Source organism: Agrobacterium sp. NPDC089420, from assembly GCF_044900305.1.
Classification (GTDB): Bacteria; Pseudomonadota; Alphaproteobacteria; order Rhizobiales; family Rhizobiaceae; genus Agrobacterium.
Map to the genome: position 1 here is coordinate 1 of NZ_JBJDMY010000073.1, position 1,050 is coordinate 1,050.

Sequence of the window (1,050 nt, forward strand, 5' to 3'; positions counted from 1 at the left end):
CTAGAGCAAATCCTGTTCAATCGGGGTCATATCCTGCTGCCCTAAAATAGTTTGCGCATTCGGTTGGCGTGAAGCGTCGCATCAGAGCGCCGACCGCATTCCACAGTGCCTCGATCGTTCTCTCTGCTCGGCCTCGCAACATGGCCTTCAGCTTGGAGAATGCATTCTCGATCGGATTGAAGTCGGGACTATAGGGCGGCAGGAACAGGAGCCTTGCGCCGACGCGCTCGATGGCTTCGCGCGCACCAGCCGACTTGTGTGCGGGCAAGTTGTCCATGACGACGACATCGCCGGGCCGCAGCGTCGGCAGTAACACCTGGCTGACATAGGCCAGAAAGACATTGCCGTTCATCGCGCCATCGTAGACGAACGGTGCCGTCATTCCGTTCAGGCGCAGGGCTCCGGTGAACGTTGTCGTCTTCCAGTGGCCATGCGGCACGCCGGCCCGGCAACGCTCACCGCGAAGTGATCGACCGCGCAGGCGGGCCATTTTCGTCGAAAGGCCGGTTTCATCGATGAAGACCAGTTTGTCCGGATCGAGATCAGGCTGACCATCAAACCAGGCACGTCGACGTTTCAGGACATCCGGCCGGTCTTGCTCCAGTGCATGGGCGGACTTTTTTTAAATGTCCAGCCGCGGCCGCGCAGCCACGCACCAATAGCGCTCCGGCTGATCTTGACCTGCCGCTCGACGGCCAGACACGCGACCATCTCGTCGAGCGTGACGTCCTTGCGCTCCTCGAGCAGCGCCATGATGAATGCCTCGTGTGCGTCCAGTGCCGATAGTCGTTTCCAGCCTTGCGGCCGGGCCGTGGGCTCCCCCTCTTTCGCTCTGGCGATCCACCGGATCGCCGTCGATATGCCGACTTCGAACCGCGCAGCAGCCTGTCGAGCCGAAAGGCCCGCAGCAGACGCTTTCAACAAACGCAGTCGAAGATCATCATCCAATGCTCGTGCCATCCGCAATACCCCTTCGTTGCGGATGTTGAATCAGCTTCGCAGCCGCCAGTCACATCACAATCGATTCATGGATCGCAGGAAGCGCTCTAG

At 60.3% G+C, this 1,050-nt stretch carries 1 protein-coding gene; it reads right to left on the reverse strand.

Features of this window, described 5'->3' with window-relative positions:
* Positions 1 to 16 precede the first annotated feature (16 nt).
* Positions 17 to 960 (reverse strand): IS630 family transposase gene (locus ACI2KA_RS26995; protein ID WP_404505497.1). Its coding sequence is split into 2 segments (ribosomal slippage): positions 17 to 624 and positions 624 to 960, totalling 945 coding nucleotides; the frame shifts between segments, so codons are not numbered across the junction.
* Positions 961 to 1,050 lie beyond the last annotated feature (90 nt).